Source organism: Curtobacterium citri (assembly GCF_030362955.1).
GTDB classification, from domain to species: Bacteria; Actinomycetota; Actinomycetes; order Actinomycetales; family Microbacteriaceae; genus Curtobacterium; species Curtobacterium citri.
Genome location: NZ_JAUCML010000007.1, coordinates 48,530 through 65,619, shown reverse-complemented (window position 1 = coordinate 65,619; position 17,090 = coordinate 48,530). Strand labels below are relative to the sequence as shown.

The window sequence follows — 17,090 nt, the reverse complement described above, 5'->3', positions numbered from 1 at the left end:
GTGGAGGCGTCCGTTCCGGACCCCACCGACCACCAGGAGGACCCTTGCGAACACCGTCCCTGCGGCGTCTGGCCGCGATCACCTGCGCCGCGCTCGCCCTCGTACTCGTCAGCCCTGCCACGGGCGCTTCTGCGGTGCCCGAGGCGTCGTCCGAGCAGCTGTTCGACGCCGCGACCGGCGCACGGACGTCTCCGGACCACCACGTGCAGCCGCGCGAGTTCGCCTTCGCACAGACACCGTCCGGCGTGAGCGTCCGGTCAGCGGCCTCGGGCTACTACGTCTTCGCCAAGCCGCAGTGCACCGGGGCGTGCTGGAACGTCAAGAGCCTGATCGACCGTGACGGCGAGCGCATCGCGGACCGGGTCGACACGACGGGCGGCTACTTCGTCCCGTGGCCGGCGTCGTGGGCGGAGGGCCAGACCCGGGATGCCGGGACCGTGTACAGCTCGGTGTACGACGGCTTGTGGTGGTACTGGAACTCGAACAAGGGTGTCCGGCTCGGCAACGTGACCAGGCCGTACGAGACCGCTCCACTGCGAATCAACTCCACGGGCAAGGACGACGCGGCCCGCACCATGACCGTCGCCGGTCAGGCGACGAAGCACGCCTCGATCCGGCTGCAGGGCGGCGGCGAGCTGGCCACGGCGGACGCGAAGGGGCTCTGGTCGGCGACGATCGGGGGGCTCTCGCTCGGGTCGAACACGCGGACGATCCAGCAGTACGTCGGTGGCCAGTTCGTGGACGAGCAGAGCGCGTCGGTGACGATCGTCGACCCGGTCAAGACGGACCAGATCGTCGGGGAGCCGGGTACGGCCGAGCTCACGCGGGGTGGGACCTCCGACGTGTCCGTGACCTACACCGCGAAGTCCGCGTTCACGACGCCGAACGGTCGGTTGACGCTCCAGGCGCCGGCGGGGGCGACGTTCGCTCCCGGACAGGACCAGCAGCGCGGTGAGTACCTCGACGGCGACACCTGGCGGACCTTCGGCGGCAACTCGATCGTCGGCGGCGAGCGCTCCACCGACGGGACCCGGTACGAGTACCAGCTGGGGAACCGCAACTGGGACGTGGCCGCGGGTCAGCAGTTCCGCTTCACCTTCCGTGTCGAGACGCCGGCGGACGTCGCCACCACCTCGGGTGCGATGACCGGCACGCTCGCCGGGGGCTTCACGAACGCGACCTTCGACACGACGGCGCGCACCACGACGACCGTCGTCGGCAGGCCGTTCACCGCCGCCGTGCGCTTCTCGGAGGACGTCACCCAGCGTGCGACGCTCTCGGGGACGGGGCAGGCGGGATCCACCGTCTCGATCGGCGGAGCGTGGTTCGTACCCCAGCCGGTGACGGTGGCGTCCGACGGCACGTGGTCGGTGACGATCCCGGCGCCGGACGCCTCGGGAGCGAAGACCCTGACGGTCACGCAGACGACCTCGGGACAGCCGACCGGTTCGGTGGAGGTCCCGGTGGACTACGGCAACGGCGTGCGCATCTACTCGCCCGCCGACGGGTTCCAGATCACCCCGGTCTGGGACACGGTCCGGGTCAGCGGCACGGCGGAGCCCGGTGCGCGGGTCAGCCTCGGTGAGGGCGGCGACGCAGACCGGTACGGGACGGTGACCGCCGACGCGGACGGCAGGTGGGCGATCACGACGACACCGCTCACCATCGAGGAGCACCGGCTCGTCGCCACCGCGCTCTCGAAGGGCGCGAACACGACGACCGACCGGGTGCTCGTCGTGCCGGCGTCCTGATCGAGGACCCGACCGTCGGCACGGGCCCGGGAGCGCACCGAGCGGTGCGTTCCCGGGCCCGTCCTCGTCCGGCGCCCACCGCGGGCCAGGGGAGGGCGAGCGTCAGGGCTCCGGGTCCGAACGGACGTCGTCCAGGGTGGCGTCGACCACCGGGCACCGGCGCGGTGCCGGTCGTTCGTCCTCGGGCAGGCAACGCGCCGTCCGGCGGGACCGCACGTCGGCGATCACGGCTCGGAGGCAGGTGCTGCACACGTCAGGCCCGTCCGCGGTCGGGGTCCTGCAGCAGGTGCACCGTCCAGGTCGCCCGTTCCGCTAGTCGCCCGTCGCGGCAGTCGATCGCGACACGGAGTGCCACGAGCCCGTTGCGGATGTGCTCCCACGGCAGCGCGGCACGGATGTCGTCGTGCCGGAGGCGGTACGTCAGGCCGTCGAGGGCGCCGCTCAGGGTCGACGCCAGCAGCGGGTTGTCGCACGCGGTGATGAACGTCCGGTAGACCGGGGTGATCGCGTCGGCGCCCCACTGCCACGTGGGCATCGCCATGCAGTCGAGCACGAGGCCGACGCGGCGGAAGAGCGCTGCACGGTCACGGTCCTCCATGTCGCCGATGGTGGTCCGCACGACGCCGCCGAAGAGCAGACCCAGCGCCTGCAGGGTCGGCACGAGCTCGTCGCGACGGGGCACCGTGACGCGGGTGTAGCGGTTCGGCCGGAACTCGACGAGTCCGAGGTGCCCGAGGTCCGACAGGGCTTCGCGGACGGGCGTCCGGGAGCAGCGGAGCCGCAGGGCGAGCTGCTCGTCGTCGAGCAGGGTGCCCGGGGCGAGGACGCCGCTCATGATCTCGGTACGCAGTCGTTCCCGTGCCTGGTCCCGCAGGCGGGGACGGAGGACGGCGTCTGGCGAAGCGAACATCGGCCCCTCTCGCTCGTCGTGCCGCTGGTCGTCCGTCCGGCGGTCTCCTCCGAGCGTACGACGCTGGGATACCAGTGACCCCGGTGATATACCGCTGGTTCCCGCCGGCGCGCGGGCGTGCGGGTGGGGCTGGGTACCCTGGGGCGGTGCCATTCGACTTCGCCGACCACTTCCGGCGCTCCCCGGCCAGCGAGGAGCCCGACCTCGTGGCCATCGACGGCACCGACCGCTTCCTGCTCGACGAGGCGCCGCACGTGCACGGGGACGCGCTCCGGCAGCCCGGCGAGGTCGCCGTCGTCGACGACCGGTACGGGGTGCTCACCCTCGGGGCGATGACGGTGCACGGGGCCTCGGGCGTCCGGGTCGTCCAGGACTCGCTGGTGGGCGTGCGCGCACTCCAGGCCAACGCCGGCACCTTCGGGCGGAGCGGTTTCGTGCTCACCGAGACGCTCGAGCAGGCGTTCCGCGACGTCCGCCTGGTGCTGCTGCGCCTGTCGAAGTCGAACGACCGGCTCGACGAGCTCGCCCGGGCGGTCGCCCGGTGGGCGGCGCCCGACGTCGTGCTGCTCTGCGGCGGGGTCTCGAAGCACATGAACCTGTCGCAGAACGACGTGCTCCGCCGGTACTTCGGGGAGGTCACCGCCTCGCGGGGGCGGGGGAAGTCGCGGCTGCTCGTGGCGCAGGACCCCCTCCGCGCGACGGCGGTGCGCGCGGACGCCACCAACCCCTGGCCGCGCTCGGTGCACGTCGACGAGCTCGGGATGACGCTCGTCGCGCACGGCGGGGTGTTCGCGGGGACGTCGCTCGACCAGGGCACGCGCGTGCTGCTCGGTGTCGTCGACGACGCCGTGCCGTCGGCGCGGGTCGCCGTCGACCTCGGGTGCGGGAACGGGGTCATCGCGACCGCGTTGGCCCGGCGGCGCCCGTCCGTGCGGGTCGTGGCGACCGACGTGTCGGCGATCGCGGTCGCGTCGACGCGGGCGACGGCTGTGGCGAACGGCGTGGCCGACCGGGTCCGGGTCGTCCGGTCGGACGCGGGGGACGAGCTCGATTCCGGCTCGGCCGGGCTCGTGCTCTGCAACCCGCCCTTCCACGAGGGCACGACGGTGAGCACCGACGCGGCGGAGGCGATGTTCCGCAACGCGGCCACGGTCCTCCAGACCGGCGGCGAACTGTGGTGCGTCTGGAACTCGCACCTGCGCTACCGGCCGGTGCTGGAGCGTCTGGTCGGGCCGACGCGACAGGTGGTCCGGACCGACAAGTTCACGGTGACCGCGTCGCGACGCTCGGACTGAGGGACCGCACGAGGCCCCCGTCACCGTGGTGACGGGGGCCTCGCTGTGCGGTCAGCGTCAGATGTGCACGGACACCTGCGTCTGCTTGCCGCCGGAGACGAGGGTGATCACGTGGTCGCCCTTCGTCAGGCCGGAGACGGAGATGCTGCCCTCACCGTCGTCCTTGATCACGCCGGTGGCCAGCGTGCGGTCGCCCTCACGTGCCTGCAGGCCGCCGATGCCCGAGGGCAGGCCCCAGACGGTGATCTTCGCCGAGCCGAGCAGCGCGCTGGTGCTCGTGACCTCGGCCTCGAGCGCGTCGGCGGCGTGGTCGCCGTTGCCGATCGTCAGCGTGCGCTCGACCTGCTCGCCGGCGATGGTGGCGGTGACCGTCACGGTCGTCGTGAGCTTCTTCGGGGCGGTGATCAGGGTGTTGCCGTAGTCGGTGTCGCCGAGCGTCACCTTCTTGCTCTCGCCGTTGGCGGAGACGGTGACCTCGGTGCCCTTCGGGCCGTGGACGCCGACGTCGACCTGGCGGTCGCTGACGCGGAGCGCGTCGGCGCTGAAGGCGGTGTCGGACGCGCCGTCGCCGGGCTCCTCGGTGCCGCCGTCGCCGGGCTGGCCGCCCTCGTTGCCGTCGCCGGGCTGCTCGCCGCCCTTGCCGTCGTCGTAGGTCAGCGTGTAGGACTCGGTCTTCCACTTGCCGTTCAGGTCCTGGTAGGACGCGGTCAGCTCGTTCACGCCGGGCTTCAGGTCCTCGGAGACGTCGAGCACGAACTCGCCGCTCGCGTCGGTCCGGGCGTGCCCCATCGGGCGGTAGCTGTCAGCGGTCTGCAGGTCGACCGGGGAGTAGGCGTGCGCGCCGGCGCCGGTGATCTTCGGACGGGCTTCGGTCACGGTGCTGCCGTTCGCCGGCGTCTGCACGGTGAACCGGTCGACCTTCGGGACGTAGTGGACGAGGAGGTCCTGCGTCCGCTGCCAGGTGCCGTCGGCGCGTTCGGCGGCGACGACCACCGAGTTGTCGCCGGGGCGGAAGTAGCTGGCCTTCGCGGACCACTTCCCGTGGTCGTCGGCGGTGGTGTCGACGATGATCGGGCCCGTGAGCCCGTCGATGGAGACCCGCACGTGGCTCTTCGCACGAGCGGTGCCCTCGAGGATCGGTTCCGCCGTGTCGACGGTGTCGCCGTCGTGCAGGTTCGTCACGGCCGCGACGGGCGACTGGCCGTCGCCGGGCTGCTCGCCGCCCTTGCCGTCGTCGTAGGTCAGCGTGTAGGACTCGGTCTTCCACTTGCCGTTCAGGTCCTGGTAGGACGCGGTCAGCTCGTTCACGCCGGGCTTCAGGTCCTCGGAGACGTCGAGCACGAACTCGCCGCTCGCGTCGGTCCGGGCGTGCCCCATCGGGCGGTAGCTGTCAGCGGTCTGCAGGTCGACCGGGGAGTAGGCGTGCGCGCCGGCGCCGGTGATCTTCGGACGGGCTTCGGTCACGGTGCTGCCGTTCGCCGGCGTCTGCACGGTGAACCGGTCGACCTTCGGGACGTAGTGGACGAGGAGGCTCTGCGCCGTGCGCCACGTGCCGTCCGGACGCTCGTAGGAGACGGAGAGCGCGTTGTCACCGGGACGCAGGAAGCTGGCCTTCGTCGACCAGTTCCCGTGCTCGTCGGCCGTCGCGATGCCGATCGCCAGGCCGCTCAGTGAACCGGTGTCGATCCGGACGCGGCCGTTGGGGCGAGCGGTGCCCTCGAAGACCGGCTCCGCGGTGTCGACCGTGTCCCCGTCGTGCAGGTTCGTGACGGCTTCGACGGGTGACTGGCCCTCGCCGGGCTGCTCGCCGCCGGTCGCCGGCGTGACGTCCGTCCAGCCGCTGACGGCGAAGTGGTCGTGGTCGGGGGTGCTCGCCGGCACGTCGTCGTTCACCGCACGCAGTGCGACCTGCTTCGCGGAGGCGCCGCCGGGGACCCGGACCTCGAAACGGCCGTCGGTGCCCGCGTCACCGGATGCGATGATCTCCTTGCGGTCGAGGGAGGCCTCGACGCGGATGCCCCGGTTGGCGTTCCCGCGCAGGACGAGGTCGTCGCCCTTGCGCTCGGTCGCGGTGACGACCGGAGCAGCGGCGTACGCGTCGAGCAGCGCCTGGTCGGGCTCGCTGTAGTGCCCGTTCGGCTTCACGACCGCAGCGGTGATCACCTGCGGCCCGGACGGGATCGCCGCGAGGTCGCACGAGTACAGGTGTGCGTTGGCGGGAGCGCTGCTACCGCTGCAGAGCAGACGACCGCGCTGGTCGACGACCTCGAGGCGACCCTTCGTCACTGAGCTCGTGACGGCGATCGACGGGTTCGAGCGGTCCGCCCCGAAGACGCTGAGCCCTTCGCGCTCGCTGGTGCTCGGTGCGCCCTGGATCTCGGAGAAGCCGGTGAAGCTGTCCGGGATCGGGCGCTCGGCGGACGCGCCGGGGATGGCCGGTAGGTCCGTGTCGGCGTGGGCGGCGGTCGCCGCCACGAAACCGGAGGACGTGAGGACGAGGCCGAGTGCCGTGCCGGCTGCGGCGCGGGTGATCTTGCGCATGGATTCCTTCCTGTCCGCGATCGGAGACGTCGCGGTCGAGGACCCATGTTGTATGTTGAATACCGAAACTATCTCGAGCGCGTGCACTACGCGGGCAGGGCCGGTACGTCCGCACACGACGGACGGGAGGCCCGTGGCTGCGCAGCCACGGGCCTCCCGTTCGTCGTGCGGTCGCGTTCCGCGACCGTCGGCACTCAGGCCGGGACGTAGTCGAACGTGTCCGGGTCCGGGCCGGTGCGGTGGCCCTTGTCGAGCGAGGTGATCGCCGTCATGTCGTCGTCCGAGAGCTCGAAGTCGAAGATGGCGAAGTTCTCCTCGACGCGCGAGCGCGTGACCGACTTCGGGAAGACGATGTCGCCGCGCTGGATGTGCCAGCGGAGGACGACCTGCGCCGGGGTCTTGCCCGTGGCGCCGGCGATGCGGGTGATGGTCTCGTCGTCGAGCACGAGGCCCTGGGCGATCGGCGACCACGCCTCGGTCGCGATGCCGTGCTCGGTGCCGTAGGCGCGAAGCTCGTCCTGTACGAGGTACGGGTGGACCTCGATCTGGTTGACGGCCGGGGTGATCGTCGTCTCGGCCGCGAGGCGGTTGAGGTGGTGCGCCTGGAAGTTGCTCACGCCGATCGAACGGGCGGTGCCGGCGTGGTAGAGCTCCTCCATCGCCTTCCAGGTGGGGACGAAGTCCGACACGGTCGGCAGCGGCCAGTGGATGAGGAAGAGGTCGGTGTACCCGCCGAGCAGGTCGGCCGACTTCTTGCCGTTCTCGGCGGCGAGGGCCGGGTCGTGGAAGCCGTTGTTGAGCTTCGACGTGACGAAGATCTCCTCGCGCGGGATGCCGGACGCCTCGATGGCCTCGCCGACCTCCTTCTCGTTGCCGTACATCTCGGCGGTGTCGATGTGGCGGTAGCCGACCTCGAGCGCGGTGAGGGTGGCCTCCTTCGTGTCCGAAGGGTCGATCTGGAAGACACCGAAGCCGAGCTGCGGGATGGTCTTGCCGTCGTTCAGGGTGATGTTCGGAACGGTCATGTCCCCATGCAACCAAAGCGCCCCCAGGGTGCTTCCCGGGAACGTTCAGGCGGACAGGTCGACGCCCACCCGGTACGAAGGAGTTGTGCATTTCACATACCAAAGATCACGACGAGGCGCCTGTCGTCGAACGGTGACCAGGACCATCGCGGCCGTCGGTGCGGTCACGGCGGTCGTCTCGGGAGCGCTCCTGTCCCCCCAGGGCGCTCCCGCGGCTCCCCTCCCACCGGCCGCGTCCCGGGGTGACGTCCACGTCGTCCCGGGAGCGCAGCCGCGGGTGTTGTTCTCGGAGGACTTCGAGAACGGCATGAGCACCCGACCAGTGATGCTGAACCAGTACGTCGGGCGGAACGGCGAGCACTACACCGCGGCGCCGCAGTGGATCGACGCCCAGCAGTGCAACGGCATCGTCACCAGCGCGCGCAGCACGGCGGTGAGCGCCTGCGGGCGGAACGCCGAGATCCGCGGACTCGCCTCGGTGCTCGGACAGGCCGGCGGGACGGACCCGGGCACCAACCACGCGGTGAGTGCCTGGACCGAGGACCGGAACGTCCCGGTGAACGCGGTGCAGGTCGAGCCGACGACCCCGACGCGCGTCGGCGCGTCGGGGCGCTTCATCTCGTTCGGCGTCGTCGCCGCGGCCGGGTCGTGCGGCCCCGAGTGGGCGCACCCGAAGCTCGCGTTCAGCCTGGTCGACGGCGCGACGGAGCGGAACGTGTCCGACCACGCGATCGACCCCTGCACGGAGCAGGGCAGTGCGACGTACTCGTTCGGCGGGCAGAGCTACCGGGCGGGCAGGTTCACGTCGAGCGGCGGGCTGCTCTTCAGCGGCGACACCGTGCAGTGGCGGCTCCGGAACCAGCAGGGTTCGTACAGCGGGAACGACGGTGCGATCGACGGTGTCACCGTGCTCGACTCCAGCCCGGTGCTCGCCAACGCCTACGCCGGTGAGCCCTTCGTCGGGGAGACCGCGCGCATGACCGCCCGTGTCGTCAACACCGCGGAGCGGGGATCGAAGCCGGGGTGGTCGTTCGCCGAGGACCTGCCGGAGGGGTTGCACATCGCCCCCGACCCGAAGATGCAGACGACCTGCCAGGGCGCGACCGTCTCCGCCCCGGCGGGTGGCGACGCGCTCGCCGTGCGGAACGGCAGCCTCGCCCGCCTCGCCGCGGACTGCACGGTCTCCTTCGACGTCGTGGCGGACCGTGCAGGGACGTACACGATCACCGCGGACGACGTCACCGAGCACGTGGGCGTCGACCTGCCGGAGCCCGCGAGCGTCACCTTCCGCGCCGAGCGGAACGCCCTCGTGGTCACCGACCGGGCGGTCCTCACCGACGGGAACGACGACGACGTGGCCGACCTCGGCGAGCAGGTCGCCTTCGCGAGCACCGTCCGCAACGACGGCGACGTCCCGGTCCACGACCTCGCGGTCACCGGGCGGAACGGCACGGTGACGTGCGGCGCCGACGAGCTCGCTCCGGGTGCCTCGACGTCCTGCACGTCACCGGCGAGGGCGGTGACCCAGTCGGACCTCGACGCGGGGCGGATCGACGACACGGTCGACGCGACCGCGGTCTCGCGTGGGGGAGCGACGGTGACCGGATCGGCCTCGGCGTCCGTCGACACGACCGCGTCCGCCCCGGCCGTCGAGGCCACCCTGCGGAGCGTCGTCGACGACGGACCCCCGGGCGTCGGCGGTACCGTCGGACTCCGCCTGCGCGTGCGCAACAGCGGCACGGTGACGCTCCACGACCCCACGGCCACGATCGACGACCGCCCCGGGTTCCGGGTCGACTGCCCGGACGGGCCGCTCGCGCCGGGTGACGCGGTCGACTGTGCCGTCGACGGGCGGTACACCGTCACCCAGGAGGACGTCGATCGGGGCAGCGTCCCGTTCGCGGCGACCGTCGTGGCGAAGGACCCGCGGGACGGCGACGTCCGCGGGGTCGCACGGGCCGACCAGCCGACGATCGCACCGGCTCCGGCGGTCGGGACGCGGGTGACGGCCGCCCTGCCCGACGGTGCGGCGTCCGCGCCGGGCACCGTCGCCCACGTGTCCGTGCGCGTCACGAACACCGGGAACGTCACCCTGACGGACCCGGCGAGCACCTTCACCCGTCCCGAGGGCATCACCGCGACGTGTCCGCCCGGCCCGCTGGCACCGGGCGCCTCCGTCGACTGTGCGACGTCGGGGTACCCCCTCACCCAGCAGGACGTCGACGCCGGCGCGGTCCGGTTCGACGTGCGGTCCACGGGCGTCGCACCGGACGGCGCCACGGTCTCGGCGACGGACGCGACGACGCTCGCGGTCGCCCAGGAGGCGCGCATCACCACCACCCTGACCGCCGCTCGGGCGGACCAGGACCGGGCGCCCCGGGCCGGCGACCACGTCCGGCTCACGGCGGTCGTGACCAACGTCGGCAACGTCACCGTGCACGACCCGCGGCCGACCGGTGTCGAGGCGACCTGCCCGCAGGGGGCGCTGGCGCCGGGCGCCGAGCTCGCGTGCGCGGTCGAGGACCACGTCCTCACCCAGCGCGAGATCGACGAGGGGTCGGTGGGCTTCGCGCTGCACGTCGTCGCGACCGCTCCGGACGGCGGATCCGTCGAGGCGGACGACCGTACGGCCGTCCCGCTCGCTGCGGCGCCGTCGATCGCGGTGGGCGCGACGAGCGCCCTGGCACCGAGCGAGCACGAGGTGCCGTTCGCCGGGGACGACGCACAGCTCACGACGACGGTGGAGAACACCGGCAACGTCACCCTGCACGACGTCACCGCGGTCGTCCGTGGCCGTGGGGACACGCGCGTGCACTGCCCGGACGAGGACCTGGCGCCCGGCGACCGGACGACCTGCACCGTGGACCGCGTCGCGCTGACGCAGGCCGAGATCGACGCGGGCACCGTCCACTTCGACGTCGACGGCCGCGGCTCCGCGCCGTCGGACGCCGAGGTGACCGCCACCGCGCCGACGGACCTGCCCCTGCCGCGGGCGACGGCGATCTCGGCGTCGGCATCGGCGGTCCTCACCCCCGTCGAGCACGCGCTGCCGCGCGCCGGCGACGGCACGGCGCTGACCCTGGTCGTCCGGAACACGGGCAACACCACGGTCCGGGACACCTCGGCGCTCGTCGTCGACCGACCCGGCACCACGGTGCGCTGCCCCGCGGGACCGGTCGCACCCGGAGCGGAGGTCGCCTGCGAGGTCGACGGGTACCCGTTGACCCAGGACGACGTCGACGCCGGACGGGTCGACTTCGCCTTCACCGTCACCGCGACCGGGGCGGACGACCGGCAGGCCACCGCCTCGCCCACCGCCGGGGTGGACGTCGAGCGGCGCGCCCTGCTCGACGCTGGGTTGTCCGCGCACCTCGCGGCCTCGGAGCACGAGGTCCCGCGACCGGGTGACCTCGTGGAACTCGCCGCGACGCTCCGGAACACCGGGAACGTCACGCTGCGTGACCCGCACGCCGAGATGGTCGAGCTCGCCGACGGCGCGGTGGACTGCCCCGCGGACCCGCTCGCGCCGGGGGAGTCGATCGTGTGCACGGTCACGGACCACGTCCTGACGCAGAGCGAGATCGAGGAGGGTGTCGTCCCCTTCGTCCTCGTCGGCACCGGTACCGGGCCCGACGACCACGAGGCCACCGACCGCGACGAGGTGCGCGTGGGGCTGCTCGCGGCGAACCGGCTCGACCTGCGGATGTCCCCGGTGGTCCGCACCGGATCGGGCACGGTCCGTGCGGCCGGCGCGCACGAGGCGTTCCACGTCGGAGACGTCGTCGCGGTCCGCGGCACGCTGCAGAACACCGGCAACCTCGAGGTCCACGGCATCCGCACCGGCGACGGACAACCGGTGTCCTGTGCGGCGGCGACCCTGGTCCCGGGTGCGGAGACGACCTGCGAGGGGCGCTTCCACACGGTGACCGATGCCGACGTGCGCGCCGGTCACGTGCTGTTCCGATCGCAGGCCGAGGGTCGGGTCACCCGTGCCGACGGCGCGACCGAACAGGTCCGGGGGCCGGCGACGACCGGGCAGACCGAGGGACACGGGGCGACACCGCTCGCCGCGGCGGCTGCCGGAGCCGAGCCGGACGACGACAGCCCGGCCTCGGTCGAGGCGCGGCCGGTCCGGGTCGTGTCCCAGGTCGTCCCGAACGAGGTGCCGGTCGAGGCCCGGCCCGGTGCGCTCGCGTTCACGGGGACCGAGGTCCTCCGCGCCGCGCTCCCCGCGGGCGCCGCCCTCCTGCTCGGCGGTGTCCTGCTCCTCGCCCGGGCACAGCGCCGCCGTCCGGACGTCGACCGGGACGGGCCGGCCGACGACTGACGGACACGACGGGTTCCGCCCCGTCCGGCCACCCGGCCGGGCGGGGCGCACCCGTCAAGCCAGGGCGTCGGTGACGTACTCCAGCAGCGCGGCGGCGTAGGCCTCGGCCGCGTCGCCGCTCCGGAACTCCCGCGCCGTCCCGCCGATCGTCGCCGTCACCGCGAACCCGGCGGTCAGCGACACGAACGCCGGGCCGAGCAGGTCGCGCAGCTGGTCCTCGCGCGGCAGCCACAGCGACTCGGACGCCTCGACCGAGTCGAGCGCCCACTCGGTCGTCCCGTTGAAGCCGAGCACGGTGCCGCTCGGGTAGTCGTGCCGCTCCACCGTCATCTCGGAGACGGTGTAGACGTCGTCGTCGACCCCGGGCTTGTCGATGACGAAGCGGTCGCCGGTTGCCGGGTGCCAGCGGAGTCCGGCGTCGCGGAGCGACCGGGCGAGTTCGACGGTGATCACGGCACCACCCTGCCACGCACCGACGGTGCGCGTCGCGCGGGCCCGGGCGGCGGCGTAGGTGTCGGCAAGGTCGCCGTACTAGCATCGCCGAGCACCCCCGCGCGCGGCGAGCAGTCGTCCGCGCGCGCGGACGCGACGACGCCTGGGCGACCGGTGCCGCGCCTCCCGGCCGCTGCCGCGACCACGGGCACGACCGCCGGCCAGCGTCCCGGTCCGGGTCGGCGACCAGCCGGTCCGGGTCACGTCCGCCCCACCCCGTCCGCCCAGCAAAGGACCCGCATGACCCTCGAGCGCGAGGAACTCCGCGACGACTGGACCGTGGCGATCGCCGGCGACCAGGTGCCGGCCGGAGCGCCGGCCGGGATCGCGGGTCGCACGATCCCCGCCACGGTGCCGGGGCAGGTGCACACCGACCTCGAACGCGAGGGTCTCGTCGCGGACCCGACCTTCGACCGCAACGAGGACGGCGCGAAGTGGGTCGGACGGGCCGACTGGGTCTACCGGCGGAGCGTGGACGTCGCACCGCGGGGCCACGAGCGCGTCGACCTCGTCTGCGAGGGGCTGGACACCGTCGCGGAGCTGAGCCTCGACGGCGTGGTCGTCGGCACCACCCGGAACATGCACCGGCGGTACCGGTTCGACCTCAACGACGTGCCGGGTGCCGCGGGCGACCGCGAGCTCGAGCTGCTCTTCGAGTCGCCGTACCGCGAGGCCGGCCGGGTCGCCGCCCGTGCCGGGTCGATGCCCGGGCCGTACGACGAGCCGTTCCCCTACGTCCGCAAGCAGGCGTCGAACTTCGGCTGGGACTGGGGACTCACCGCGGTGACGAGCGGACCGTGGCGTCCCGTCGCGATCGAGCGCTGGTCGACGGCCCGCCTCGCCGAGGTGAAGCCGCTGGTCGACGTCGAGGCCGGCGAGGGCGTCCTCGACGCCCACGTCCGAGTCGAGCGCTCCGGGATGAACGACCTCGACCAGGACGGCGAGGACGACGACCTCGTGCTCGTCGTCACGGTCGCCGGCCCCACGGCCGACGGCGGGACGACCCGGCAGCGTTCGCGGGCACAGCTGACGCCGAAGGACGACGAGACGGTCGTCACGGTGCGCGTGCCCGAGGTGCGGCGCTGGTGGCCCCGCGGCTACGGGGAGCAGCCCCGCTACGACGTGACCGTCGAGCTGCAGACCGTCGACGGCGAGGTCCTCGACCGTCGGACGGCGAGGACGGGCTTCCGCTCGGCCCGCATCGACACCGCCGACGACGCCGTCGGCAAGCCCTTCACCGTCGTGGTGAACGGCACCGTGATCGACGTGCGCGGGGTGAACTGGATCCCGGACGACGTCATCGTGTCCCGCGTCGACCGGCAGCGCGTGGCCGACCGGCTCCGGGTCGCCGCGGACATCGGCGCGAACCTCGTCCGCGTCTGGGGCGGTGGCGTCTACGAGTCCGACGACTTCTACGACGTGTGCGACGAGGCCGGCCTGCTCGTCTGGCAGGACTTCGCCTTCGCGTGCGCGGCCTACCCCGAGATCGAGCCGATCCGCAGCGAGGTCGTCGCCGAGGCCCGCGACAACGTCGCACGCCTGGCCGGCCACCCCTCGCTCGTCGTCTGGAACGGCAACAACGAGAACATCTGGCTGCACGACGCCGACGGCTGGGCCGACGAGCTCGGCGACCGCGGCTGGGGACTCGACTACTACCTCGACCTGCTCCCGACGATCGTCGACGCCGTCGACCCGTCGCGCTTCTACACGGTCGCGTCGCCCTGGTCGGGTTCCGAGAGCCTGCCCGCGAACGACGTCGACCACGAGACGCACCACTCGTGGGACGTCTGGAACCGCCTCTCCGACGACCACTACCGCGACTCGGTGCCGCGCTTCGTCTCGGAGTTCGGCTGGCAGGCGCCGCCCGCGTGGCGCACCCTGCGCGAGGCCGTGACGGACGAGCCGCTGCGCGTCGACTCACCCGGCGTCGTGCACCACCAGAAGGCCGACGACGGGATGGGCAAGCTCGCGCGCGGCATCGCGCCGAGGTTCGGTACCGTCGACCCGGGGGAGTTCGACCGCTGGCACTACCTGACGCAGCTCCAGCAGACGCGCGCGATCGCGACGGCCGTCGAGCACTGGCGGACGCACTGGCCGCGCAACACCGGCGTGGTCGTCTGGCAGCTCAACGACCTGTGGCCGGTGGCCTCGTGGTCTGCGGTCGACTCCGCGGGGCGGCTCAAGCCGCTCGCGCACGAGCTGCGTCGGCTGTACGACGACGTCCTGCTGGCGATCCGTCCCGTCGCGCGTCCGTCCACTGCCGACGGTGCGGCCACCGACGACGGTGCGGCACCGACTCCGTCCGACGACCGGTCGGGAGGCACGGACCGCGACGGTAGGTCGGCTCCCGCCGACGGGGCGGCCGGGACCACCCCCGCCGGTGCCGCGGACGGGACCGGCGAGCCCGGCGGTCTGGTGGACACCCTGTCGCTCGGGGTCTCGCCGGGGTCCTTCGGCGGTTCGCCCGTCGAGGTCGCCGTCCGCTCCGCGCGTGCCGGGCGCGACAGCGTGGTCCGGGTCCGTCGCATGCACGTCTCGGGCACGATCCTCGCCGAGGCGACGCTGCCCGTCCGGCTGTCCGAGGCCGGCGTCGCCGTCGTCCCGCTGCCGGAGTCCGTCGGCGTCGTCGACGACCCGACCCGCGAGCTCGTGGTGGCGGACATGGACTGGCGCCGTGCGGTCTGGACCGCGGCGCCGGACCAGGACGTGCACTGGGAGCCGGCGCGGTACCGCACGACGGTGACACCCGCTGCCGACGGCGACGGGCACGACCTGGTCGTCGAGGCGGAGTCGCTCGTGCGGGACCTGCTCGTGCAGCCCGACCGCGTGGCGCCGACCGGCACGGTCGACCGCGGGTTCATGACGCTGCTGCCGGGGGAGCGTGTGGGCTTCCGGGTCCGTGGGCTGTCCGACGCCGAGACCGCGCGCCTGGTCGAGGGGCCGGTGCTGTGGTCGCTCGCGGACGTCCTCCACACGCTGGAAGATCGCACACCGTACTGATATACTGGCCGGGTCCGGTGCTTCCGGGCCCGGCACGGAACCCGCCTGCCGGTCACCGTCCGGAGGTGCTCGATGTCGCTCGCAGTGCGTCAGCCGTCGTCGACCACGCCGCGACGGGCCGCTCCCGCCGGGGCCACGTCCGGGTTCTCCTTCTCCGTCGGCATGCTCGACCTCGGGATGCTCGTCGTCGCGTTCGGGGTCGCTCACGCCCTCCGGTTCCCGTGGGAGGTCTCCGGCCTCGCCGCCGGTCCCGGCTGGACCGAGGTCGTGACGGCTCCGGCGATCATGCTGCTCTGGATGCTCCTGCTCTCGGGCTTCCGGACGCGCGACCCGCGCATCGCCGGGATCGGCAGCGAGGAGTACCGCCGGCTCGTCACCGCGAGTCTCGTCGCCGGCGCGACGGTCGCCGTGGTCGCGTACGCCGCACGACTCGACATCGCCCGGGGCTACGTCGCCATCGCGCTCCCACTCGGTCTCGTCCTGCTCGCCCTCGGGCGGAAGGGCGTCAGGACGGTCCTCGCCCACCGCCGCGCCCTGGGGCAGCAGCTGCTCGACGTCCTGCTCGTCGGCGACCTCGACGACGTCCGGTACGTCGGGCGGCGCATCGCTGCCACGCCGGCTGCCGGGTACCGCGTCGCTGCGGTCGTGTCCGACTGCGCCGAGGTGGGCACCGGGGTCGACCTCGGCACGGCCGAGGCCGAGGTCATCGGCGGCATCGACGACGTGCTCGACGTTGCGTCGGACACGGGCGTGGCGGCCGTGGTGGTGGCCGGTGCCGTGCGCGGCGGCCACGAACGGCTGCGCCGACTCGGGTGGCAGCTCGAGGAGCGGGGCGTCGAGCTCGTCGTCTCCTCGCCGCTCGCCGACATCGCTGCGGGGCGGGTGCACGAGCGACCGGTCGACGGGTTGCCGCTCATGCACGTCGAGACCCCCGACTACCGCTGCCGCCGGGGCAAGCGGCTGCTCGACGTGGTCGGCGCCGCCGCCGGTCTGGTCGTGCTCGCCCCGCTGCTGGCGGTCATCGCCCTGGTCATCCGACTCGACGACGGCGGACCGGTCTTCTTCCGGCAGTGCCGGGTCGGTCGTGGCGCGCACGAGTTCTCGATCCTCAAGTTCCGGACGATGTGCGTCGACGCCGAGGCGCGGGTCGCCGAGCTCGCCGCCGAGAACGAGGGCTCGGGGCCCCTCTTCAAGCTGCAGCGCGACCCCAGGGTGACCCGGGTGGGCGCGTTCCTCCGTCGGACGTCGCTCGACGAGCTCCCGCAGCTGTGGAACGTCCTCACCGGGTCGATGAGCCTCGTCGGTCCCCGTCCCGCGCTGCCGAGCGAGGTCGCCGTCTACGAGGACTTCGCCGATCGGCGGTTGCTCGTGACCCCCGGCATGACCGGGTTGTGGCAGGTCAGCGGCCGCTCGGACCTCGACTGGGCCGAAGGGGTCCGGCTCGACCTGCACTACGTCGAGAACTGGTCGTTCCTCCACGACCTCGTCATCCTCGCCAGGACGGTCCCGTCCGTCCTGCGGTCCCGCGGCGCCTACTAGCCGCCCCACCGCCCCCGGCCGTGCCTTGACCCGCGGCCGGAACGGCGCACCCCCGGAGAGCAACGGCCTCCGGGGGTGCTGCCTGTGTGAACGGTGTCCGTTCCTGCGGCGGCCTGGGCTTCGGTGCGATGGGGGAGTTACCATGTCGGGACACGCTCTTCCGCTGGCCTGATCGACGACGATCGGGCGAGTGACGCCAGAACCAGGACA

At 73.0% G+C, this 17,090-nt stretch carries 9 protein-coding genes; 5 read left to right on the top strand and 4 right to left on the bottom strand.

The features are described 5' to 3' along the window. Positions 1–44 precede the first annotated feature (44 nt). Positions 45–1,751: an Ig-like domain-containing protein gene (locus QUG92_RS11600; RefSeq protein WP_289459175.1), complete on the top strand. Its 1,707-nt coding sequence runs from the start codon at positions 45–47 to the stop codon at positions 1,749–1,751. A gap of 253 nt (positions 1,752–2,004) precedes the next feature. Here QUG92_RS11600 and QUG92_RS11595 read toward each other — a convergent pair whose 3' ends face one another. After that, positions 2,005–2,661 (bottom strand): GntR family transcriptional regulator, encoded by a 657-nt coding sequence (locus QUG92_RS11595; protein WP_289459174.1) that lies wholly within the window; start codon positions 2,659–2,661, stop codon positions 2,005–2,007. A 146-nt stretch (positions 2,662–2,807) separates the two neighbouring features. On the opposite strand from QUG92_RS11595, the gene QUG92_RS11590 reads away from it, so the two are divergent. Next, positions 2,808–3,956 (top strand): class I SAM-dependent methyltransferase, encoded by a 1,149-nt coding sequence (locus QUG92_RS11590; protein ID WP_182046391.1) that lies wholly within the window; start codon positions 2,808–2,810, stop codon positions 3,954–3,956. A 57-nt stretch (positions 3,957–4,013) separates the two neighbouring features. On the opposite strand, the gene QUG92_RS11585 is transcribed toward QUG92_RS11590, so the two are convergent. Both QUG92_RS11585 and QUG92_RS11580 read right to left on the bottom strand, forming a co-directional pair. Continuing rightward, the gene (locus QUG92_RS11585) at positions 4,014–6,497 is read right to left on the bottom strand and encodes a hypothetical protein (RefSeq protein ID WP_289459173.1); all 2,484 of its coding nucleotides are present in this window, start codon (positions 6,495–6,497) and stop codon (positions 4,014–4,016) included. A gap of 194 nt (positions 6,498–6,691) precedes the next feature. After that, on the bottom strand, positions 6,692–7,522 hold the full coding sequence (locus tag QUG92_RS11580) for an aldo/keto reductase (RefSeq protein WP_289459172.1): 831 nt from the start codon (positions 7,520–7,522) through the stop codon (positions 6,692–6,694). Between the two features lie 133 nt (positions 7,523–7,655). On the opposite strand from QUG92_RS11580, the gene QUG92_RS11575 reads away from it, so the two are divergent. Beyond that, a complete protein-coding gene (locus QUG92_RS11575) occupies positions 7,656–11,849 on the top strand; it encodes a DUF7507 domain-containing protein (RefSeq protein WP_289459171.1) in 4,194 nt (1,397 codons plus the stop codon). A 54-nt stretch (positions 11,850–11,903) separates the two neighbouring features. Here the strand turns inward: QUG92_RS11575 and QUG92_RS11570 are convergent, their stop codons facing one another. Further along, positions 11,904–12,302 carry a pilus assembly protein CpaE gene (locus QUG92_RS11570; RefSeq protein WP_289459170.1) on the bottom strand — a complete coding sequence of 133 codons (399 nt, stop codon included), beginning with the start codon at positions 12,300–12,302 and terminating at the stop codon, positions 11,904–11,906. 279 nt (positions 12,303–12,581) lie between these two features. Between QUG92_RS11570 and QUG92_RS11565 the strand changes: the two genes are divergently transcribed. Both QUG92_RS11565 and QUG92_RS11560 read left to right on the top strand, forming a co-directional pair. Then, the gene (locus tag QUG92_RS11565) at positions 12,582–15,341 is read left to right on the top strand and encodes a glycoside hydrolase family 2 protein (protein ID WP_289459169.1); all 2,760 of its coding nucleotides are present in this window, start codon (positions 12,582–12,584) and stop codon (positions 15,339–15,341) included. 72 nt (positions 15,342–15,413) lie between these two features. Beyond that, complete coding sequence (locus tag QUG92_RS11560) at positions 15,414–16,880, top strand: sugar transferase (RefSeq protein ID WP_289459168.1); 1,467 nt, start codon at positions 15,414–15,416, stop codon at positions 16,878–16,880. Positions 16,881–17,090 lie beyond the last annotated feature (210 nt).